This is a genomic window from Marinobacter adhaerens HP15, assembly GCF_000166295.1.
Taxonomy (GTDB): Bacteria; Pseudomonadota; Gammaproteobacteria; order Pseudomonadales; family Oleiphilaceae; genus Marinobacter; species Marinobacter adhaerens.
The window spans coordinates 3711822-3731904 of the sequence record NC_017506.1 but is presented as its reverse complement, the minus strand read 5'-3'; the positions used below and the strand labels follow the sequence as shown (position 1 = coordinate 3731904).

Sequence of the window (20083 nt, the reverse complement as noted above, 5' to 3'; positions counted from 1 at the left end):
ATCTTTCGAAAATAGAACAATACCTGGAAGGCAATTGTGATGAGAATTAGCGAAATTCTTCGTGAGGGGGCCCTAAGAAGTCGAATTGAGGCTCTTAGCTTTGGGATGAGATCAGGTCGATTAAGTCCGGTCGATGTCTTTAGGGAAACTCGGTTTAAACAGGGGTATTCCAAGAACCAGGGGATCCTGGTGGAGCCTCTGGGCGAAACTTCTTTGGCCCAAGCTCGCTCCAGTGAAAAAAGGTATCTGAATGATGAGCAATTTGGATTGCTCGACGGCATTCCTTTTGGAGTAAAAGATCTTATCGATGTTGAAGGGTGCACTACCTCTCGCGGTTCTCTTCTATACAGGAACGCGCCGCCAGCAAAAAGAAATGCCGAGGCCGTCGAAAGACTTGGTTTTCAGGGAATGGTCTTCGGCGGGAAGACAAATCTGTCCGAGTTGGCGTTTTCTGGAGTTGGGACAAACGACTTGTTTGGCAGTCCCATTAATCCACGAGCAACTACCGGGAAATACATCACAGGCGGTTCGTCTTCGGGAAGTGCCGCAGGTGTCGCCTCCGGACTGTGGCCCGTGTCACTGGGTACGGATACCTCGGGATCGTCCCGGATCCCCGCTGCGTTTTGTGGCGTCGTCGGATTCAAGCCATCGTTCGATAGGTATCCCCTAAGGGGAGTGGCCCCTCTCGCCCCCTCCCTGGATCATTTGGGCATAAATGCTCTTACAGTACAGGACTGCGTCATTCTGGATCAGGCCCTGAGAGGTCTGGCCCCCATACCGAAGTTTCGAATGCTCTCCGAGCAAACCGAGTTTCTGGTGCCTCGAAATAAATCGATCCAGCCACGTGATCCGCACATCAAAGACAATTTCGATAAAACCCTGGATCTGTTGTCCAACCTTGGGTTCGAGATTCACGAGGTTGATTTTTCACCCTACGCCGAAGTTGACCGGCTCTTCGAGATACATGGAAGCCTGGTCGCCCATGAGGCCGCCCAGCAGTACGAAGCATTATTTGAGAATGGACTGACCTCATATATCGACCCGAAGATTTTGCAGAGACTGAAAGAGGGAACGTTACTCAATCGGAAGAGCTATGCACTCTTGCAGAAGATAAGAAGAAACCTGCGAGCGGAGCTGTCTTCCAGTATTGGTAACAAGATCCTTCTCCAGCCGACAGTAAAAATTCTACCGCCTGCTATTGAATCGGTGCTAAAGGGCGTCGAGGAATTCAAGGCGTTCAACAAACTCATCCTCGGCAACACGATGTACGCGAATTACCTTGGGATGCCAGCGATAGCCATTCCGATTGGCCACGCCCCCAATGGGTTTTCGACGTCTATTCAGTTGTCTGCGGCGTCCGGCAAGGACGATTTCCTTCTCAAAACCGCGCTCTTCCTGGAAGCAGCGCTATCAAAACAAAACATTTACACACCAGACACAGTGTCTCATTGAGGTGATACCGATGAAAAAAATAATGGTTGCTTATGGAGTAGATCTTGACGCCGTCGCCGGCTGGCTTGGCTCCTATGGAGGCGAGGATTCACCCAGCGATATCTCCAGAGGCGTTTTTGCGGGCGAAGTCGGTACTCCGCGACTGATTGATCTGTTTGATCGGTTCGGGATCAAAGCCTCCTGGTTTGTTCCTGGTCACTCGATTGAAAGCTTTCCGAATCAATTCATGGAAATAGTCGAGGCAGGGCATGAGGTAGGGCTGCATGGCTATAGCCATGAAAACCCGATTTCAATGACGTACGAGCAAGAGCGTGACGTCCTGGACAAATCCATTGAACTGGTGGAGCGCTTCAGTGGACAGCGGCCAGTTGGATACGTCGCGCCATGGTGGGAGTTCAGTAAAAACACCGCCGATCTTTTGCTTTCTCGCGGCATCAAGTACGACCACAGTCTGATGCACCACGACTTCCAGCCCTATTACCTGAGAAAGAATGATCGTTGGACGAAGATCGACTACTCAAAGGATGCCGCAGAGTGGATGAAACCGATCGAAAGAGGGCAGGTGACTGACCTTCTTGAGATCCCTGCAAATTGGTACCTGGATGATGAAGTCCCAATGATGTTTGTGAAAAACCAGGCAAACAGTCATGGGTTTGTCACACCACGGCAAATTGAAGAATTGTGGAAGGACCAGTTTGATTGGGTTTATCGAGAATACGATTTCGCGGTTTTTCCAATGACGATCCATCCAGATGTTTCGGGAAGGCCTCAAGTCCTTCTTATGCACGAAAGGTTAATTGATTACATGTTAAGCCACGAGGGTGTTGAGTTCTGTACTTTTAAAGAAATTATGGAACAAGCACCGTCCTATATGTGAAATGGAGTATGTGATGAAGACTATAAAAAATAGCAACACAGAAGAATTAACAGTCTTGGGAACATCAGTAACGCACCTGGAAGTAATAAAGAAAAAGGCTGAGTCAGATCTTGGGTTTCCAATTAAGTACATCACATTGGACGGTACTGAGGCGCAGCGGGTTGCTGCGCTAAGTCCTCAAAAGTTTGATGTATATGACCAGTGGTTTCACGACCTGGATTTGATTTGGCCGACTAAAAGCTTACAAGCGATAGACATCAACAGGGTTGCCCATTGGGATGACATATCTGAGTCCCTCAATAGTCTAAAAGTTTCTTGTGACTCCAAGGGAACTCCCGGAGGAAGTCCATTTTCAAGACTGTTTATCGATTCAGGGGACCGTTTAACCGGAGATTGCACCGAAAAGCTGAGCATGTTGCCAACGGTCTACAACGCCGACACTTTTGCCATGGTCGGCAAGAAAACGGACTACGCCAATAGTTGGGCAGCCTTATTTGATCCTGAATTTTCCGGTCAGGTAAGCATCCAGAATGATGCGGCAATCGGTGTGATCGACTGTTATCTCGCCTACCAATCGTATTCCGGAAAAAGTTTTAAGGATGCGGGAAACTTTGAAATCCCTGAAATAGACGAATTGATCGATTTTCTTTTGGGATTAAAAAAGAAAAAGCATTTTGCACAGTTCTGGAAAGAAGAATCCGAAGTGGCTAATGCAATCAATGCTCAACGAGTTCAAATATCAAGTATGTGGTGGCAAGGATTTGTTTATCTTCGCCGTCTCGGAATAAACATCAATATGTGCACACCAAAAGAGGGATATCGAGGCTGGTTTGGTGGGCTCTCAATATCCAGTGAAGCGCAAGGTAAAAAACTTGATATGGCATATCGGTACCTGAATTGGTGGCTTGACGGATTTGCCGGCGCTTCGATGACAAGAAACGGTGCATATGTCGCAAACCCGAAAAGCACCAAGAAGTTTCTGGAAAAGGATGAATGGAATTATTGGTACGAAGGTCGCGAGACCAAAAAATCTCTTAAAGATCCGTTTGGCAACAAAATCATTGACCCAGGGGAGGTGCACGAAGGCGGAAACTATCTCGAGCGTAGATCAAATATAGCAATTTGGAATTCGGTGATGGACGAACACAACTATCTCTCAAGACGATGGTTGGACGTTCAAGAATGAAGTTTGATCAAACTACAAGGATAAGGCTATGAACAGTCAAACTAGCAAAGACGAGCTGGAGAGTCATGGTGACTACGCATTAACAGCGGTCCCTCTCAATGCAAGAAGGGGCTTTATTTCTATGACAGCGGTAATGCTGGGATTCACATTCTTTGCGTCGAGCATGTGGACCGGCGGCACGTTAGGCCAGAACTTCAGTCTTTGGCCCGATCTTCTCCTGGTTATTCTTGGTGGCAACCTGCTACTCGGGATATACGGTTCCCTCCTGGCGTTCGCTGCGTCTAAAACCAACCTCTCAACGCACGTTTTATTGTGGCATTCCTTCGGCGTTAAAGGGTCGAAGCTTCCCTCCTTCATGCTGGCCATAACGCAAATCGGATGGTTCGGTGTAGGGATAGCGATGTTGTCTGCCCCCATTACCAAGTATGTGGGCATCCCTTATGTTCCTCTTCTCTTGGTCGGCGGTCTGGCAATGACCTATACCGTAGCGGTAGGTTTCAAGGCCATTGAATTGCTCAGCATGATTGCGGTTCCTGCCATACTGATTCTCGGATTCACTTCCGTTTTCAAGGCCATATTTGACGCGCCCGAAGGCATCGATACGATCCTTTTCTCGGAGCCCAGCGGGTCTATGACCATTGCGGTCGGGATGTCACTCGCCGTCGGTTCGTTCATCAGTGGGGCGACGCTTACTCCGGACTTTGTGCGTTTCTCAAAGAATAAGCGAATCGGTGTCTTTTCTACTGCAATCGGTTTCGTGTTCGGTAACAGCCTGATGTTCATTTTTGGCGCTGTCGGCGCAATCGCCACAGGGGTTTCGGACATTGCTGAGGTTCTGGCTCTACAAGGCCTGTTAGGCGCTGGGATTATTTTGCTCGTCCTCAATATCTGGACAACCAACGACAACGCACTCTACGCGTCAGGTCTTGGGTTGGTGAATATTACCGGCCTGAAGCGATCCCACCTGGTATGGGCTGCTGGCATATTCGGTACGGTCGCATCGGACTTTTTGTACAACAACTTCATAGGATGGCTCAGTTTCCTGAGCGTGTCCCTGCCACCGATCGGTGGGATCATCATTGCCGATTTCTTCTTCCGTGCCAGAACAAATTATCCATCCGTTGAGAGCTTTAAGCCACAAATGTTCAACGGCGTTGCGATTGTCGCCTGGTTAATTGCCATTGGCGTCTCGGTGGCATCGCCAGACACGGGCGTTTTCAGTGTCGCACCTTTGAATGCCATCGTAGCGACCATCGTTAGCTATGCAGTTCTGACCGCCGCCCTTGAAAAGGTGGCGAAAAGGGCCATTCCGAAATCAGCAGAGGCGTAAAAATCACCATGAACGAGAACTTTCTCAGTTTTGCTCCGGGGATCGCCGAAGGCAGTAACGATTCTCTGACTAGCGCAGTCTCCCCAGATGGGATTCCCAACCTGCGAAAATGGTACAGAGTTCCGGCTCGTTGCGGTGTGGCCGTGCGCCTGAAAAAAGGCAACACGCTCGAATTGAGGAATGAAAGCGGGAGCCAGGTCTGTGATTTCTGGGCGTTTAAGGAAGATAACCTGCATGAATCGTTATCGATGGAGCATTGCAGGACTCATCTGGGAAGGAACTCGATCAGGGAACAGGACGAATTGGTCACGAACTGGCGGCGTCCCGTGTTGAAGGTGCTTAGTGACACCTCTCCGGGTGTTCATGACATGCTAATCGCTTCCTGTGATCTCAATCGGTACAAGGGGCTGGGCGTTGATGGCTATCACGATAACTGTACTGATAACCTGAGGATGGCGCTTGCTGCGATTGGTGAGACCGCTACGCATCTTCCATCGCCTCTGAACTTATGGATGAATGTTGGGCTTGATGATGATGGGGCCATCGAGTTTCTCGCACCGATTTCAAAGCCGGAAGATGTAATCGAATTTGAGGCATTAGAGGATCTGATCATTGCGATGTCTGCTTGCCCTCAGGACATCACACCGGTTAACGGTGACGATAGAGAGATCTATGACCTCTATTTCAGGGTTCGTTAAGGCCCGTTGAGGGTTGGATGGTAAAGGCTGCAAACATGGAGTGTTTGTAGCCTCTACCGATAACTCAGAACTTGAACTGTTCTACTAGATTTCTCAATCGCTCAGACAATTCCTTGACGCTCTCGCTCGTTGACGAGATTGACTCCATACTGGCCCTGTTGTTTTTGGTTGTGTTAACGATTCGGTCCAGGTTCTGAGCTACTTCCTCAGCGACACTGCTCTGTTCTTCGGTAGCTGTCGCAACTTGAGTAATTTGCTCATGCATGCTCTCGACCGAAACGGCTATGCCTTTGAGCGATTCTTCTGCATTCTTTATTGAGCCATTTGTTCGGTTTGTCTTTTGCTCAATGAGTTCCATTTGAACCGCAGCGTCTTTCGTCTCTTCAATGAATTGCTCCAATAGCTCCTGAATGCTGTCGGCAGATTCGGCACTCCTGCTGGCCAATTGGCGAACCTCATCTGCCACAACCGCAAAGCCTCTGCCGTGTTCTCCCGCTCGGGCAGCTTCAATTGCAGCATTCAAGGCGAGAAGATTCGTCTGCTCACTCACTGAATGAATAACGTCCAAGATTTGAGATATGTCTTTGGAGCGCTCTGAGAGACCCGTTATCTTTCTTGCGCTTTCTGAAATGCTGGTATTCAGCTCCGCCATTTGTTCCATGGAAGACGACGTAAGCGACACTCCATTTTTGACAAGGTTCTCAGCATCCGCCGAGCCGGAGTTGGCGAAATTGCAGTTCTCAGCAATCTGCTGGGTCGTCGTTGCTAGCTCGCTCAGAGAAACCGCAACCTGGTCTGTATCCTGTTCTTGGATATTTATGGAGCGCCGGGTTTCATGGACGTTTTCATCAAGCAGGTCCGTGTCATCTTTGAGCAATCGGGATGTCTCGGAGACATCGATGACGACGTTTTTTATTTTATCTACAAACAGATTGAACCAGTGGGCCATTTCTCCCAACTCATCTTGACGGGTATCGGGGAGACGAGAACCCAGATCCCCGTCCCCAACAGCAATTTCTTCCATAAGCTTTACTGTCTGATGCAAGGGCTTTGTTACTGTCCTTGAAACGATATAGCCGAGAATTGCGAACCCGGCGAAAGCCACCAAGGAGATCGCAATCATGTTCCAGATCACTGATTCGATAGTCGCTTGGCTTTTCTGCGCGGATGTCTCTACCTGCTCAGAAATATCTTTCATATAGACGCCTGCTCCGAGCATCCAATCCCATCCGGGAATGAGCCTCACGTAGGCGACTTTAGGCTCAATGTTTCCGGTGGCGGGATTTCCCCATTCGAAGTAGTGAAAACCGCTGTCTTCGGCGGCTTTAAAGAGGTCTTTAAGAAGCTGTTTGACTTGCCTATCCTCGGTGACGCCATCTTTCGACGGGTCTCCATGCACCGTCATGTACTCCAGTTTGCGGTTGTACGCAAAGACGTAGTTCTGATCACCAAAGCTAACTGATTTCAGAAAATCAATAACACGTCTTTGCTGCTCTTCGACAGATCCAGGGCTTTCATTCTTTAGCTCCATTGCTGCGCTTGTGACAGCTTCAACAAGCTGCTGGAGACCTGCCTTTCTAGCCTCTACAAGCTCGATTTCGAGAGAATCCAACCCCTCCTCGCTGTATTCGATGAGCCGAGTCACGCCTATGTAGGTGAGTAGTCCTGAGAGAATTAGCAAAGGTAAGGCGACCGACAAGGTTATCTTGGTGCTGACTTTCAGATCGGAAATTCGTTTCATTGTTTCTTAAACCTGATGGGATCCGTTGGCAAACCTAATTCACCGGGTGGTAACCGGTGACTGTCATCACTAGTTAGTGTCATAACTAACGGGATAATACCAGTAAAACGACTAAAGTGACCAATAGTCAAAAGGTGTCTATTTTACGTATTAGGTTTTGACCGGAACCAAAAGCGGGATGTGCTCACGAAATCATTTTTGGGTCTTGCGAGAAACGAATGTCCTTTAAGAATCCGGAAAACAGCTGGTACAACAACTTGCGTTTTTTTGAAGAAAAGGTCTTGGTATCGAATGGGCGGTTCGGCGGGGCTCTCCACCGAGTGACAGGTTAGTCACTCCGGTGGAGTTCTGGAGAGTGTGGAGTTGGAGCGGTGTGTTCGTCTCAGCACAGACCGTCCCGAGCAGGTCACCGTGATCGAGCGTAGTGATATCACTCTATTGTGTTAAAGAGGTTTGTCTTTCTAGTTAACGCTAATAGTCTTGCTCAAATCTGCCCTTGCTCTATGCAGGATAACCCTCAAATTTGAGTGCGAAATAGAGAAAATCTCGGAGATTTGATTGCCATTCATTGAGGACGTACCTGTGAGGTATAGAGCATTGGCCTTAGTACGACTCATCTTTTTTAGCTGCACGTCTACACGGCTTCGGACCCTTGCTAAATGAGTTGCCATCTCCGGCTCACTTAATGGCAAAGACTGGGCGGGTGCCAGATCAAGGTTTTGCTCTTCCATCAAATCATGAGAATGTGGTGTTAACTGGACCTCTAGTTTACTTTTGCGGAGCGCATTGAATGCCACGTTTAAGGTAATTCGGCACAGCCACGTTTGAAGCGTCGACCGACCCTCAAACCCTTTAATCCTCTGGAGTGCCGCCAACCAGGCTTCATGGGCGACATCTTCTGCAAGGCTGCGATCCAACAGCCTTCTGGCTATGCGAGCCATTGAGGGTTGGTAGCGTTTATACGCCTCCGCAAAAGCCTCTGGTCTGCCCTCTTTCATTTCTTCCACAAGCTCAGTTTCCGACTTCGGTACTGGAAACGCAGTTTTGGGTCGTGATGAATTTGACGAAATCATTCTCGATCCTCGATAGATGCAATGGCTTCAATGTGTTCTGCTCCGCTCGACCTTGTTGAAAAACCTCTGCCACGGGACTGCCAGTGAAACGAGGGGACACAAACGCCCGACGTGTTAATATTTTGGTTTAAATGGTTACTGAATGCAATAGTCAACTAATGGTGTTTGGCTGCGTTTATTGTTTTGGTCGATTGGCGGGCTAAAGCACAGTTATCGCATTGGATGAACAGGGGCGGGGGCGCGACCTGATCGCAAATTCCCTTCCTAATTATGAGGGCACCTTAAACGAGACTCTTGCCAGACGCGGTGCAGAAAAGCTCTTACTGCGTGATTAAGCAGACCCCGCGAAACTCTCTTCGCATGAACATCGGCCCATGGCTTCTCATGTCGCACGGCCTCTTCAATCTGTCCGTTGAAAATCGAACTCATTGATCGCGTTATAACCATCTGAAATCCAAAGGCGTTTCTACCAGGCGGTGTCGCCACCGGTGATTATTGTATTGCAGGCGAGGACTGCTGTGATTCAGCGGGAAAGCGGCATTGATATTGCTACCCCGAGAAATGGGAGGAGCAATAAACATGATATCGAACAATACAGGTTATTTGTCTGCGATAAATCAGACTGGTTTTACGGGAAATAGTACAAAGCCTGCCGCAACAGGCGGCAATAATTTGCCGAAAGAGGAGCCTCCTGAGGGCACTGTGCGAATCAGCAAAGAGGCTAAATCCCTTACCTCGGGAAAGCCACTAAATGGCGGGTTAATAAGCGTAACTGGGGAGATTGGGACCTATACGCTGGGTAGAATGGCTCTTGGCATAGACACGATGCAAGAATGGTCGGCAAAGGGCCTTTTGATTTCAGATGATAGTGTAGTGGCCGCCGGAAAGGCGTTCCAAGAAGCTTTTTCGCAAGCTGCTGAAGACAGCGGTGCTTCATTTGCAGGCAGCAGTGTCACATTGAACAAACATCAAATCATGATCAACTCTCAAAAAGTGCCTGACTGGTTTCATAGGGAATATGAGGATATGACTTCTTCTATGGAAGATGGGGAAATGAAACGTTCTTTTGAGAATGGTGAGCTTTTCTTTACATCGCCGCCTTCTGTATCAAGAGCTAATGCATTGGCTAGCTACGCTGCTGTAGCAAAAAGTATATAGCAAAGCATCTAACCGGGACGTGGACTCCAGCAGATTCCGAGAACTCGTATCGTAAAGTCCTGAGCAACGGGCCTGAGATTCTGAATTAGGACTAGAGCGGAGGGTTTTCCCCAGTCACTCTGCGAAGCCAGTCATCCGTCAAGCCTTGCTCCTTTTTCAGAGTGATGGGGTTCACAGAAGGCCTATTAATCCCGGGAACGCAAAAACGTACCGCAGGTCTTGCATTGATCCGGCGCCATAAGCTTTGCCTGCCAGCCAATCTTGTGGCCACAGGCCGGGCACGCCAGCTTGAGCTGCAGAACTATGATCGGCGTAATCAGGGCGGCGATCAGAACACCCAGGGGGCCCCAGCTTTCATCGCTGGACAAGCCCAGCTGGCTGCTGAACACCAGAATGATGGTCAGCGCCACAAAGGCAAAAATAAAATAGTTCCGGTTCCAGCGTTCCCACTGGCGAATCTTGTCGTCCTGTTCCGGTGTCAGGTATTGCGCAGCCATAGAATCTCACCTGGAGGATTTACCCGTATCTTGGGGACGGCCGGGGGGAATTACAATCCGGAATCGGCGGTGATACCTGCCACCAGAACGCCGGAGGCCAGCGCCTTCTCAAGATCATCGACCGGGATCGGCCGGCTGATCAGGTAACCCTGGGCGAAGTTGCAGCGTTGGTTCTTAAGGAAGCTCAGTTGCTCCTCGGTTTCCACGCCCTCGGCAACCACCTGAATACCCAGATTATGCGCCAGATTGATTACCGCCCGGGTAATGACGGCATCGTCGTGGCGTTCGGTGACCTCCGTGATGAACGAGCGGTCGATCTTCAGCAGGTCGACCGGGAAATCCCGCAGGTAGCCGAGAGACGAATAACCGACACCAAAGTCATCGATCGCCAGGTTCACTCCCAGCTGATGCAGACGGGAGAGCTGATTGCGATTGTGCTCGATATTCTGGATGAAGATCTCCTCGGTCAGCTCAACCTCCAGACGATCCGCCGGGACATTCTCTGCGGCCAGCGCTTCCCGGATATGATCCACCAGATCCTCGTCGTCCAGCTCCCGGCCCGAGAGATTGACCGCAATGCGCAGGCCATCCTGTGGCGTCCCTTTCCATGCTGCCAGCTGCCGACAGGCGGCCATCACTACCCAGCGCCCGATATCGGTGATCCGGCCGCTCTCCTCAGCCAGAGGGATGAATTCCACGGGAGGCAGCAGCCCCCGGCGGGGATGGCGCCAGCGTATCAGCGCTTCAACACTCTGGATTTCACCGGTGTCCAGATTCAATTGAGGCTGGTAGAAGAGCACGAATTCGTTGTTGGCCAGGGCCTGGCTGAGATCTTTGTCCAGCTCCAGGCGCATGACTTCCCGTTCCTGCATGCCTTCGGTATAGAACTGGTAGGTATTCCGGCCCTGCTCCTTGGCGCGATACAGGGCAATGTCGGCATTGCGCAACAGCGTATCTGCGTCCAGACCGCTCTGGGGATACACCGCCACGCCCATGGTGCCGGTAATGCTGTGGGACTGGCCCTGAACCTCGTAGGGCTGGTCAAAGCACTGTTTGATCTGGCCCAGCAGGTGAATGATGTCGTCAATGTCGTCTACCTGCTGCTGGCAGAACATGAACTCATCGCCTCCGGAGTAGGCCACCAGCAGACGTTCGTTACTCAAACGGTTGAGCCGCTCGGACACCTTGATCAGCAGCTCATCCCCGAACTGGTGGCCAAGCGAGTCATTCAGCGTCTGGAACCGGTCGAGGTCGAGCATAACCAGGGCAACCTGGCGCATCTGGCGATCCGCAATGTTCAGGGTGTGAGACAGGTCTTCCATGAAGAACCGACGGTTGGCCAGACCAGTGAGGGTGTCGGTGGATTCCAGCCGCGCCAGATCCTTCTGGATCGCAGTGCGCTGTTCGATTTCCTGATCCAGTTCCCGGCGGGTCTTCAGCAGGGCCTGATTGCGTTTCAGAATCAGCTGTACCAGTAACGTGGTCAGGCTGGTGAGAAGGCCCATCAACAGGAACGTGGTAAAGGTCAGGGCCGGCCAGTCGCTGTATTGGTTCTCCACCCACTCGACAGACGGGCGAAGTGTCAGGGTCCAGTCCAGCGTTGGCAGATTCACGGACTGGCGTTGCGAAAATTCGCTGCTGACAGGCTCTGACACGTTCAGTTGGTAGCTCACTTCGCCGGCTTCGCGGATCTCGATCCGGAACGATTCCAGAACCCGTTCGGTGAGGAGTTGGCGGGCCAGTACTTCCATCCTGAACACGCCGGCCATGAAACCATTGTTTTCAGGGCCTGCTCCGACGGGCGCGTAGATCACCATGCCCTTGCCGCCCTGGCGCAAATTGATGACACCGGAGAGATCCCAGGTGCCGGTCTGCTTCGCCAGCTCCAGCGCCTGGCGTCGTTCCTCGTTGAAGGCAACGTTGTATCCAATGACCTCCTCGTTATCGGTGAATGGCTCCAGCCAGCGGATAACGAAATCAGAATCAATCCATTCAATAGCCTGGTAAACCCCGAAATCGTCCAGATAGTTGCGGGCGTCCTGGCGCCACTCCTGTTCGGTGATGTCCGGAGCTGTCTCGAGTCTTTCAGCCATGCGCCGGATTGCTTCGGCATGAATCAGAAATTCCCGCTCGAGGTGGTTGGCCATGGCCCGGGCTTCATTGGCCAGGTTTGCTTCTATCTGACGTTTGTCCTGCTGTACCAGCCCGTAGCGCAGGCCGGCTGCCAGACCCAGGAAAACCAGAAAGATCACCACCGGAAACAGCGGGTTCAGCATGCCCGAGACAACAGCTTTGGGGGGTGATACAGGTTGTTCCACAGGTTACTCCGTGACTTGAAACGGTGGTGCCGGGCAGTCGGCAGCGCCAGCGCAATTATGAAGCATTTCTATCGGCCACCGCCATCAGTTGCTTGATTCGGTCCCGAAGCGAGACCCCAAAGGCGCCGTCGGACACTGGCCGTGCAATTTCCGGAGAACCCTCGTCAGGTTCCGAGCCCGTGCCTCCCAGGTCGATGATACGCGGGGTGACTGGCTGCTTGTCGCCATTGAGCAGCACCTCCACCTTTGGTTTCAGCTTGCGCCGGGGGTGGGTCGCCAGGACGATGGCCACTTCTCCCGTCGACAGCTCGACCAGGCTTCCGGGCGGATACACGCCAATCATCCGTATGAAGGCTTCCACCATGGAAGCGTCGAACTGTTGGCCGCGGTTACGGAACAGGATGCGAATGGCTTCGGAGGCCGGTAGCCCATCCCGGTAACACCGGTCGCTGGTGATGGCATCGAAGGCGTCGACGATGGAAACCAGACGGGCGAAACGGCTGATCTGCCATTCCGCCAGCTGTTCAGGATAGCCGCGACCATCCATGCGTTCATGGTGGTGACGGGAGACATCGCTGATAATCGGATCCAGATTGGCATCAGCACGAAGCAACTCGTAACCCAGCGTTGTGTGCTGGCGCATGATGCTGTGCTCTTCCGGCGTCAACGCGCCGGGTTTATTGAGGATCTCGTCGGGAACCCTGAGTTTGCCAAGGTCGTGCAGCAGACCGCACATGCCCACGGTCTCCAGGTCGTCGTCCGGCATGCCCAGGAAGCGGGCAAAGGCGACACAGAATATAGCCACCCTGAGGCAATGCTCTGCGGTGTAGGCATCCCGGGACTTTATCCGGCTCATCCAGAACATGGCGCTTGCGTTGGCTTTCACGCTGTCCACGCACTCCCGGATGATGGGGCGGGCGCTCTGGAGGTTGAGGTCATTGCCGGCTTCAATCTGTCGGGTGACTTCTTCCACAAAGGCCTGGGTCCGGCTCCAGGTTGCGTGTGCCCTTGGGAGTTCCTGCTGGAGAGAGCAGGTTTCCGGCAGCGGTTCGCTGGTGCGACGCTTGAGTAGCGAGATCTGATCGAGCACCGGGTTCAGGTGTGATTCTTCATCTTCCACCAGAACCCACTCACAGTACTGCCGCAGAATCTGCGCCTGGTTGTCATCAGTCAGGGTGAAGCCCTGAAACAGAACCGGCACCTGGGTCCAGGGCCGGTCCAGGCTCACGACGCGCATGCCAGGCTGGAGAAGGTCCACCGGTAAGCGCACCCGCTGGAGAGTCGAAACAGGGGAGTCCGAATGAGTTGCGAGCGCCGACGGCGCCGAGACGGAATGTCGGTGCTGTTTGCTGGATTTACGTCGGAACCACATGGCTCTACCAGTCTTCTGTTTTATGTCCGGTGATTATGTCAGACCTGACAGACCGGTTACAGAAGAGTGCTGGAAGTGTGACGCAGTTCCTGATTCAGGTCAGGTTTCAGGCGTGTCCGGAAACTCTGGTAATCCCCAGCCGGGGAATTTCCTGCTTGGGGCAACGGTCCATCACCACGGTCAGCCCCGAGGCTTCCGCTCGCGCCGCCCCTTCATGGTTGATGACGCCAATCTGGAGCCAGACCACGGGGATTTTCAGATCGATGGCCTGGTCGATAATTGCATCGGTGCGCTCCGGCGCCAGGAACAGGTCAACCATGTCCACCGGTTCGGGAAGGCTTCGGAGGTCGGCGTATACCGTTTCACCGAGCACGGTCTGACCGGCCAGGCGGGGATTGACCGGCAGGATTCGGTAGCCCTGGGACTGCAGGTACTCCATGACCTCATGGGAAGGCCGGCTGGTCTTTTCACTCGCGCCGACAAGGGCGATGGTCCTAACAGTGGTCAGGATGTCACGCAACTGTTCCGGGCTGGTACTGGGCATGATGCTGGCGAAACCTCGCTGGATTAACGGTGTGCCTGCAGACAGACAGACACGGACTCCGCGTAGCGTAGCGCGTGAGGCTTGTCGATTTCCACCTCGGCCCACTTTACCGCTTCATGCTCCATGACGATGGTCAGGACCTCGTGGGTCAGACGCTCGAGCAGAGCGAAGCGATTGCCATCCACATGGTGAATGATCTGCTTCGTGATGGTTCGATAGTTGAGGGCAGCGGAGATTTCATTCTGGTTTACGGCTTCCGTCGCATCATAAGTCAGCGCAACGTTGATCAACACGTCCTGCTGATTATTGATTTCTTCTTCCTTGATGCCGATGTAGGCCCTGAGAAGAAGGTCCTTGATGCGGACTTTTGCCAGGTGATTCCCGTTGACGTCTGTCATGCGCCCTCCCTCGGGTCAGATAGTTCAGCGATTGTTACTGATCAGCGTCAGAAACTCTGTGCGGGTCGCCTGGGATTTGCGGAACTGCCCCAGCATCATCGAGGTTTTCATGCGGGAATTCTGTTTCTCCACGCCCCGCATCATCATGCACATGTGCTGGGCTTCGATGACAACGGCCACGCCCTTGGCGCCCGTGACGCTCTCAACGGCTTCGGCAATCTGTCGGGTCAGGTTTTCCTGGATCTGCAGACGGCGGGCGTACATGTCGACGATGCGGGCAAACTTGGACAAGCCCAGTACCTTGCCTGCGGGCAGGTAGGCAATGTGGCACTTGCCGATGAACGGCAGCATATGGTGCTCGCACATGCTGTAGAGTTCGATATCCTGAACCACGACCATTTCATCCATGGCCGATTCGAATACCGCATTGTTCACCAGGTCGCCAAGGTCCTGCTGGTACCCGCACGTGAGGAACTGCATGGCCTTGGCCGCGCGCATTGGAGTGTCTTGCAGACCCTCGCGATCCGGGTCTTCGCCCAGGCCATCGATGATGGCACGGAAGTGCCCTGAGAGGTCGTCAAGGAGTTTACTCATAGTCTTTTCCGGTTAGCAGTGTCTTACGAGGGCCAAAGCTTAAGGCAATTTGCCCGCCATCTCTACGCTTTACGCAGGCATCGTCGGAAAAGACCACTTTGGCCGCCACGCCCAGTGGTATGGGCGGTGGGGCTATGGCAGTGACGGCCGGTTTGTTCTACAGTTTCAGGCTATCAATGTTCGTCGGGGACAATGCATGGATGAGGTGATGCCGACCGTTGGTGGGGTTTCCGCCGCGGGGCGCGAGGAAGGCACCCTAGAAGGGTGGCAACATGGAGGTAAGTGGTTCAGTTTCGAGGGACATGCCATCTTCAGCCGGATGGCAGGCTCGGGAGAACCGCTGGTGCTGATCCATGGATTTCCCACTGCCAGCTGGGACTGGAATCGACTCTGGCCGATGCTGATTCAGCAGCACAACGTGCTGGCCCTGGACATGCTGGGCTTTGGCTTTTCCGATAAACCCGCCGATTACGATTACAGCATTGAAGACCAGGCGGATCTGTTTCAGGGCTGGATTGAGGGTCTGGGTCTGCCGTCCGTACACCTTCTGGTTCATGACTACGGGTGCAGTGTTGCCCAGGAGCTTCTGGCGAGGGAGCAAGAGGACCTGCTGCCATTCCGGATTGCGAGTGTGTGTTTCCTCAACGGCGCCCTTTTCCCCGAGGTCCACAATCCCCTGCTTATTCAGAAGCTGCTGGGGAGCCCCTTTGGCGGGCTGATCAGCCGAGGCCTGACCCGACGCAGTTTCGAGCGAAACTTCCGCCGGTTATTCGGAAGCCAGAATCCGCCCGATCGACAGGATATGGAGGATTTCTGGCACCTGCTGACCTATAACAACGGCCGGGGCATCCTGCATCATCTGATCCAGTTCATGGAAGAACGACGCTGTCACCGCAACCGGTGGGTTGGCGCGCTGCAGAAGGCAACGCAGCCGATGCGATTGATTTCGGGTACCGCCGATCCGGTCTCGGGTGCCGGCATGGCCAGACGCTACAGGGAACTGATGCCCGATGGTGATGTGGTCACCCTCAGGAATATCGGGCACTACCCCCATCTGGAGTGCCCCTGGGAAGTTTTCAGTGCCTATCGGGAGTTTCGCAAGCGCTGCGAGGGATAACCCCCGGGGCGGGCTTTCCTTAGCCCGATGCGGAATCGGGCATATCCTCGGCACCCCGGCCTACAACCGGTAGCGGCCGGGCCGCGTTGACGACCTGGTTGCGACCCCGGGATTTTGCTTCGTAAAGCGCCTGGTCTGCCCGGTTCAGCCAGACTGACCAGGTCTCACCCTTGCTGACCTCGGCGACACTGGCACTGGCGGTTACCTTGATATCTTCCAGGAATGGCCGTGCGCTGATGCTGGTCAAAAGCTGATTCGCCAGCACATCGGCATCTTTCTGGCGGGTTTCCGGCAGAACGATCATGAACTCCTCACCACCAATCCGGAACAGCTGATCGCTCTCGCGCAGGCGGGATCTCAGGCGCAGTGCCATTTCCGTGAGCACCTTGTCGCCGGCCAGATGACCCCACTGATCGTTGATCGTCTTGAAGTAGTCAAGGTCCAGCAGAATCAGGCTGGAGACCCGCTCATACCGCTCCCGCATCTGAATCTGACCGTTGAGGATGTCAGCCAGTTGCGAACGGTTCAGACAGCCGGTCAGGGGATCGGTGGTTGCCAGTCGCGTGAGTTCCTGCTGAAGCTTGCCCACCAGCCAGGCGAAAATCATGGCAAACAGGCACGTGAGACCCAGCGAAAAGGTTATCCGCCAGAAGTCGGCCTCGGGAAATCGTAAAAAGGACACGACGGCCATAACAACAACGAAAACAATGTTGCTTCCAATCGCCTCCCTGAGCGGAAGTAAAAAGAACAGGGCCGTGGCAGCCGGGTAGGCCCAGTACAGGCCGGCATGGCCATTGATGTGTGTCGAGTAGGCGGCACTGACCACGGCGAGCAGTGGAAACAGACGGCCTTTGAGGAAGTAGGTGCCCCGGAACCTCAGGAATGCGATAACCAGAAGGGCGTTCGTGCAGAACAGGACCAGTACCGCGGAAAGCAGATAATGGGATTGCTGCCATTGCACCAGAACCAGGGGCGCTACGGCGATAAATGCCCAGAAATGCAGGTGATAGACCAACTGGCGCTTGAACCCCAGCACCGCGAGTGTCGGGTTGGTGGCAAGGGTGGAGGGTGGTACCGAAAAATTCACAGCATACTCCCGCTGTTTGAGTCGTATCCGCCCGCGTCCGGTGCCGGGACAGTCTTGAAGTCTAGCATGGCCGTTCATTTAATGAAGCAGATAGCGCCGTTTATGACCACCATTAGTTTTGTTCAGTTGGCCGCGCCTTGTCCACTTCGTTAAACTCCGCGGGACTGATTCAGGGACACGCCCAGGGACCATCCTATGACTGCTATTCACATCCGAGAACCGGCTCTGACGATCCGGGCAGGCCGGCGCGCTATGCAGCGCCTCAGGGAAACGCCGCTGTCGCCCGAGGATGTGCATGTCATTCCGGGTGCTGCCGGTGGCCCCAAGGCTCTGGGAATAAGTGGCCTGGATAAAGCCATTTTCGGTGACTGGTTGCCAAGGGTTCCGCAGGAGCGATCATTGATCGGCTCGTCGATCGGCAGCTGGCGTTTTGCCGCCGTGGCTTCCTCCGATGACCCGAAAGCCCAGCTTGCCCGGCTGGCGGAACTTTATACCGCACAACGCTTTGCCAAGGGTGTCAGCGCTGCGGAAGTGAGCCGCAAGAGCGTGTTGTTTCTGGAAGAGCTGCTCGGTGGGCGGGAAGAAGCCATTCTGAACCACCCATGGTACCGACTGAACGTTGTGGTCGTTCGCAGCCTTGGCATGCTGGCGGAAGACGCCCGGGGCCGGCTGGGGCTCGGCCTTATGGGCGCGATCAGCGCCAACATGGTCAGTCGTCGTCATCTGGGCAGGTTCATGGAGCGGGGCATCATCCATGACGCCCGCCTGAAAGCGCCTGTGTCCAAACTGGTGGATTTTCCCAGCCACGAGGTTGCGTTTAACCGGGATAACCTGTTGCCTGCTCTCCTGGCTTCCGCATCTATCCCCCTGGTGATGTCCGGTGTCCGCAATATCCCCGGCGCGCCCGAGGGTGTCTATCGAGACGGTGGTTTGCTGGACTACCACCTGGATCTGCCTTACCAGCAGCCTGGCGTGGTGCTCTACCCGCATTTCACCGATAAGGTGGTTCCCGGCTGGTTCGACAAGTCCCTGCCCTGGCGGCGGGGCGACGCCTCCCGGTTGCAGGACGTGCTGCTGGTTGCGCCATCAAGAAGCTATCTGGAGTCCCTGCCTGACCGCAAGCTCCCGGACCGGAAGGATTTCGAACGCTATGCCGGTGACGATGCCGGCCGGGAACGGGCCTGGCGTTCGGCGATTGCCGAGAGTGATCGCCTTGGCGATGAGTTTATGGAACTCACCGAAACCCGGCGCCTGCCCGATGTCATCAGGCCGCTCTGAACACAGGGCTTCCGAAAGAGTGACTATACTGGTGCAGTAAAGTCACGAATCGGGGGATATGTTATGTCGAATGAAAAACCGGTGGTCGCCAGCAAGACACCGTTCTCTGTGATGGTTGAGGCGGGCAAGAACTACTTCTGGTGTGCCTGTGGCCGCAGTGGTAGCCAGCCATTCTGTGACGGTTCCCACAAGGGGACCGGGATAACCCCGATCAAATACGAGGCGGAGAAGAAAGAGTGGGTGTGGTTCTGCGGGTGCAAGCAAACCGGTAACGCCCCTCTCTGCGATGGCAGTCACAAAGCGCTCGAGTAGAGCGCCATTCGCTGCAGGGTGCTCACCCTGAAGCCCGAGAGGCCGTGAACCGGGTCTTTCAGTGCCCGAACCCTGAGTACTACTGGAATCTCCGTCTCCTGGTCACGATGGACCAGGGAAAGGTCAACGCGTTCAATGGAACTGTCACTGCGGGCGGCCGCGAGAGCTCGCCGGAAATTGTCCCGGGACGCCGGTGCAACAAGTTCCTCCAGGGGCTGGTTGACCAGGTCAGCGGGTGCCTGGTCCAGAAGTTCGGCGATTTGCGGTGAAACAAAACCGATCCTGCCTCTTTCGTCCAGTTCCCATATGACCGCACCGGACAGGGCCACCAGATCCCGGCTCCGTTGCTCACTATCGTTCAGTGCCCGCCGAAGTATCGATTTTTCGACCTGAAAGTTGGCGATCTGATGGTCAGCACCAATTTCTCTCTGTTCCAGACCACGAATGTGAAGTGTTTGCCGGTGTAGCCGTCGGTTCAGCACCAGGGTGAGGGCGGCCGCGAACACCGACAGGGCTGCACCGGCGATCCAGACGGTTCGTCGGGAGGCTTGGGCGACCGCTTCAAGTCCCTCTGGCGACGGTACGGTCGTGAGTATCCAGTTCTGATCCATTGGCGAAACTTCGGTACGCAGCGCCCGTGTCGGGTCCACCGAACCGTTGGTGCCCAGTTCCAACAGCGGCATCTTGGTATGTCGTTCGAGGGTGTCGATGCGCAGTCCGAGAGAATCCGGCAGGGTGTCACTGAACAAGGCCTGGAGCCAGGCCGACACGGGTTGGTTGTGGTCGCCCACCATCGACTGGTCCGGAACGTTGGCCAGCAGATGATTCACCAGGGCCTGATGCTGGGCGTGATATCGCGCTTCGGCAAGCGCCATGGCCCGACGCGCTTCAATGTTTGCAGTAATTCCGGTTACCAGCAGACCGGCGGCGACCAGAAGCAGGGGAATCCAGATTCCTGGCCATAAGACCGGTCTGCGGAAACGGGCTGGAGTCGAGCTTTCCATGCCGGGCGTCCTTTGCGGCTGGGTCTGTACCCTCAGAACAGACCGAC

Annotated in this window: 19 protein-coding genes; 9 read left to right on the top strand and 10 right to left on the bottom strand. The window is 54.0% G+C overall.

Annotation, left to right across the window (positions count from 1 at the left end; translation table 11 throughout):
- Nucleotides 1-39 precede the first annotated feature (39 nt).
- The 5 genes from HP15_RS21735 to HP15_RS17520 are packed head-to-tail and all read left to right on the top strand — an operon-like array spanning nt 40 to nt 5543.
- On the top strand, nt 40-1452 hold the full coding sequence (locus HP15_RS21735; RefSeq protein WP_014578697.1) for an amidase family protein: 1413 nt from the start codon (nt 40-42) through the stop codon (nt 1450-1452).
- Between the two features lie 10 nt (nt 1453-1462).
- Nucleotides 1463-2329 carry a polysaccharide deacetylase family protein gene (locus tag HP15_RS17535; RefSeq protein WP_014578696.1) on the top strand — a complete coding sequence of 289 codons (867 nt, stop codon included), beginning with the start codon at nt 1463-1465 and terminating at the stop codon, nt 2327-2329.
- A gap of 13 nt (nt 2330-2342) precedes the next feature.
- Complete coding sequence (locus HP15_RS17530) at nt 2343-3515, top strand: ABC transporter substrate-binding protein (RefSeq protein WP_041646402.1); 1173 nt, start codon at nt 2343-2345, stop codon at nt 3513-3515.
- A 28-nt stretch (nt 3516-3543) separates the two neighbouring features.
- A complete protein-coding gene (gene codB / locus HP15_RS17525) occupies nt 3544-4845 on the top strand; it encodes a cytosine permease (RefSeq protein ID WP_049784501.1) in 1302 nt (433 codons plus the stop codon).
- An 8-nt stretch (nt 4846-4853) separates the two neighbouring features.
- Complete coding sequence (locus tag HP15_RS17520; protein ID WP_041645762.1) at nt 4854-5543, top strand: DUF1989 domain-containing protein; 690 nt, start codon at nt 4854-4856, stop codon at nt 5541-5543.
- 64 nt (nt 5544-5607) lie between these two features.
- Here the strand turns inward: HP15_RS17520 and HP15_RS17515 are convergent, their stop codons facing one another.
- Both HP15_RS17515 and HP15_RS17510 read right to left on the bottom strand, forming a co-directional pair.
- Nucleotides 5608-7284, bottom strand: a complete 1677-nt coding sequence (locus HP15_RS17515; protein WP_014578692.1) for a methyl-accepting chemotaxis protein — start codon at nt 7282-7284, stop codon at nt 5608-5610.
- A 461-nt stretch (nt 7285-7745) separates the two neighbouring features.
- Nucleotides 7746-8282: an RNA polymerase sigma factor gene (locus HP15_RS17510; RefSeq protein WP_227499794.1), complete on the bottom strand. Its 537-nt coding sequence runs from the start codon at nt 8280-8282 to the stop codon at nt 7746-7748.
- 654 nt (nt 8283-8936) lie between these two features.
- Between HP15_RS17510 and HP15_RS17505 the strand changes: the two genes are divergently transcribed.
- Complete coding sequence (locus HP15_RS17505; protein ID WP_041645758.1) at nt 8937-9515, top strand: hypothetical protein; 579 nt, start codon at nt 8937-8939, stop codon at nt 9513-9515.
- Nucleotides 9516-9700: 185 nt separating this feature from the next.
- On the opposite strand, the gene HP15_RS17500 is transcribed toward HP15_RS17505, so the two are convergent.
- From HP15_RS17500 to folE, 6 genes are all read right to left on the bottom strand, one after another.
- Entirely contained in the window at nt 9701-10012 is a 312-nt protein-coding gene (locus HP15_RS17500) for a hypothetical protein (RefSeq protein ID WP_014578688.1), read from the bottom strand.
- A 50-nt stretch (nt 10013-10062) separates the two neighbouring features.
- The gene (locus HP15_RS17495) at nt 10063-12288 is read right to left on the bottom strand and encodes a putative bifunctional diguanylate cyclase/phosphodiesterase (RefSeq protein ID WP_014578687.1); all 2226 of its coding nucleotides are present in this window, start codon (nt 12286-12288) and stop codon (nt 10063-10065) included.
- A 97-nt stretch (nt 12289-12385) separates the two neighbouring features.
- Nucleotides 12386-13702, bottom strand: a complete 1317-nt coding sequence (locus HP15_RS17490) for an HD-GYP domain-containing protein (RefSeq protein WP_049784500.1) — start codon at nt 13700-13702, stop codon at nt 12386-12388.
- A 106-nt stretch (nt 13703-13808) separates the two neighbouring features.
- Nucleotides 13809-14246 (bottom strand): CoA-binding protein, encoded by a 438-nt coding sequence (locus HP15_RS17485; protein WP_014578685.1) that lies wholly within the window; start codon nt 14244-14246, stop codon nt 13809-13811.
- Nucleotides 14247-14269: 23 nt separating this feature from the next.
- On the bottom strand, nt 14270-14644 hold the full coding sequence (folX, locus tag HP15_RS17480) for a dihydroneopterin triphosphate 2'-epimerase (protein WP_014578684.1): 375 nt from the start codon (nt 14642-14644) through the stop codon (nt 14270-14272).
- 24 nt (nt 14645-14668) lie between these two features.
- Complete coding sequence (gene folE, locus HP15_RS17475; RefSeq protein ID WP_008172758.1) at nt 14669-15238, bottom strand: GTP cyclohydrolase I FolE; 570 nt, start codon at nt 15236-15238, stop codon at nt 14669-14671.
- Nucleotides 15239-15434: 196 nt separating this feature from the next.
- Here folE and HP15_RS17470 point away from each other — a divergent pair, with 196 nt between their 5' ends.
- Nucleotides 15435-16355, top strand: coding sequence for an alpha/beta fold hydrolase (locus HP15_RS17470; protein WP_041645750.1), 921 nt, complete (start codon nt 15435-15437; stop codon nt 16353-16355).
- 19 nt (nt 16356-16374) lie between these two features.
- Here the strand turns inward: HP15_RS17470 and HP15_RS17465 are convergent, their stop codons facing one another.
- Complete coding sequence (locus HP15_RS17465; RefSeq protein ID WP_014578682.1) at nt 16375-17442, bottom strand: GGDEF domain-containing protein; 1068 nt, start codon at nt 17440-17442, stop codon at nt 16375-16377.
- Between the two features lie 195 nt (nt 17443-17637).
- Here HP15_RS17465 and HP15_RS17460 point away from each other — a divergent pair, with 195 nt between their 5' ends.
- Nucleotides 17638-18720: a patatin-like phospholipase family protein gene (locus HP15_RS17460; protein WP_041645747.1), complete on the top strand. Its 1083-nt coding sequence runs from the start codon at nt 17638-17640 to the stop codon at nt 18718-18720.
- A 63-nt stretch (nt 18721-18783) separates the two neighbouring features.
- The gene (locus HP15_RS17455; RefSeq protein ID WP_014578680.1) at nt 18784-19032 is read left to right on the top strand and encodes a CDGSH iron-sulfur domain-containing protein; all 249 of its coding nucleotides are present in this window, start codon (nt 18784-18786) and stop codon (nt 19030-19032) included.
- Here HP15_RS17455 and HP15_RS17450 read toward each other — a convergent pair.
- Nucleotides 19014-20036 carry a PAS domain-containing protein gene (locus HP15_RS17450; protein WP_008172765.1) on the bottom strand — a complete coding sequence of 341 codons (1023 nt, stop codon included), beginning with the start codon at nt 20034-20036 and terminating at the stop codon, nt 19014-19016. The two genes, HP15_RS17455 and HP15_RS17450, sit on opposite strands and share 19 nt — an antisense overlap.
- Nucleotides 20037-20083 lie beyond the last annotated feature (47 nt).

What these genes read in the sequence shown, in the direction of transcription:
- HP15_RS21735 (WP_014578697.1), top strand. Translation starts at nt 40, where the DNA reads ATGAGAATTAGCGAAATTCTTCGTGAGGGGGCCCTAAGAAGTCGAATT.
- HP15_RS17535 (WP_014578696.1), top strand. Translation starts at nt 1,463, where the DNA reads ATGAAAAAAATAATGGTTGCTTATGGAGTAGATCTTGACGCCGTCGCC.
- HP15_RS17530 (WP_041646402.1), top strand. Translation starts at nt 2,343, where the DNA reads ATGAAGACTATAAAAAATAGCAACACAGAAGAATTAACAGTCTTGGGA.
- codB (WP_049784501.1), top strand. Translation starts at nt 3,544, where the DNA reads ATGAACAGTCAAACTAGCAAAGACGAGCTGGAGAGTCATGGTGACTAC.
- HP15_RS17520 (WP_041645762.1), top strand. Translation starts at nt 4,854, where the DNA reads ATGAACGAGAACTTTCTCAGTTTTGCTCCGGGGATCGCCGAAGGCAGT.
- HP15_RS17515 (WP_014578692.1), bottom strand. Translation starts at nt 7,284, where the DNA reads ATGAAACGAATTTCCGATCTGAAAGTCAGCACCAAGATAACCTTGTCG.
- HP15_RS17510 (WP_227499794.1), bottom strand. Translation starts at nt 8,282, where the DNA reads ATGAAAGAGGGCAGACCAGAGGCTTTTGCGGAGGCGTATAAACGCTAC.
- HP15_RS17505 (WP_041645758.1), top strand. Translation starts at nt 8,937, where the DNA reads ATGATATCGAACAATACAGGTTATTTGTCTGCGATAAATCAGACTGGT.
- HP15_RS17500 (WP_014578688.1), bottom strand. Translation starts at nt 10,012, where the DNA reads ATGGCTGCGCAATACCTGACACCGGAACAGGACGACAAGATTCGCCAG.
- HP15_RS17495 (WP_014578687.1), bottom strand. Translation starts at nt 12,288, where the DNA reads ATGCTGAACCCGCTGTTTCCGGTGGTGATCTTTCTGGTTTTCCTGGGT.
- HP15_RS17490 (WP_049784500.1), bottom strand. Translation starts at nt 13,702, where the DNA reads ATGTGGTTCCGACGTAAATCCAGCAAACAGCACCGACATTCCGTCTCG.
- HP15_RS17485 (WP_014578685.1), bottom strand. Translation starts at nt 14,246, where the DNA reads ATGCCCAGTACCAGCCCGGAACAGTTGCGTGACATCCTGACCACTGTT.
- folX (WP_014578684.1), bottom strand. Translation starts at nt 14,644, where the DNA reads ATGACAGACGTCAACGGGAATCACCTGGCAAAAGTCCGCATCAAGGAC.
- folE (WP_008172758.1), bottom strand. Translation starts at nt 15,238, where the DNA reads ATGAGTAAACTCCTTGACGACCTCTCAGGGCACTTCCGTGCCATCATC.
- HP15_RS17470 (WP_041645750.1), top strand. Translation starts at nt 15,435, where the DNA reads ATGGATGAGGTGATGCCGACCGTTGGTGGGGTTTCCGCCGCGGGGCGC.
- HP15_RS17460 (WP_041645747.1), top strand. Translation starts at nt 17,638, where the DNA reads ATGACTGCTATTCACATCCGAGAACCGGCTCTGACGATCCGGGCAGGC.
- HP15_RS17455 (WP_014578680.1), top strand. Translation starts at nt 18,784, where the DNA reads ATGTCGAATGAAAAACCGGTGGTCGCCAGCAAGACACCGTTCTCTGTG.
- HP15_RS17450 (WP_008172765.1), bottom strand. Translation starts at nt 20,036, where the DNA reads ATGGAAAGCTCGACTCCAGCCCGTTTCCGCAGACCGGTCTTATGGCCA.